The sequence below is a fragment of the Mycobacterium sp. DHQP2018-32-09 genome, assembly GCF_058148405.1.
Genome location: NZ_JBYVYK010000142.1, coordinates 1 through 455 on the forward strand (window position 1 = coordinate 1; position 455 = coordinate 455).

The following is a 455-nucleotide window of genomic DNA, read 5'->3' on the forward strand; positions in this document are numbered from 1 at the left end:
GGTAGTGGTGGGCGTGGGCGGCCAGGCGGATGAGGTCGGGCATGGGGAGTCGGGTGCCGCCGGCGGTGAGGGCGTAGCCGGCGCCGGCGTGCAGTTCTTGCAGGGTGGTGGTGACCACGACCGAGACGGGCAGGCCGTTGAGGTCGCCGAGACCCTTGGTGCACAGCAGCATGCGGGCCATGGTCTGTAGGGCGTCGTGGTGGCGTTGGGCGCGGGTGCGGCCGGTGTCGTCGAGCAGCGGCCCCGGAAACGCAGATGCAGCGCCCTGCGGTGCCGCGCCGCCCTCTGCGGCACTGCCGTCTGCCGCACCCTCTTCTCCCGGTGTGGAGTCGGGTGGGGTGACGCGGGTGGGGTCGGTGGCGGCGAACTTGGCGAGCAGCGGTTCGAGCAGGGCGCGGCATTCGGCGGTGATCCAGCCGGTGAGGCGGCTGTGGCCGTCGGGGCGTTGGGGGCCC

General features: G+C 73.6%; 1 protein-coding gene. It reads right to left on the bottom strand.

Features of this window, described 5'->3' with window-relative positions:
• Positions 1 to 455, bottom strand: a 455-nt coding sequence (locus tag AC30CM_RS27065) for a DUF222 domain-containing protein (protein WP_490119985.1), incomplete at both ends; no start/stop codon positions are given.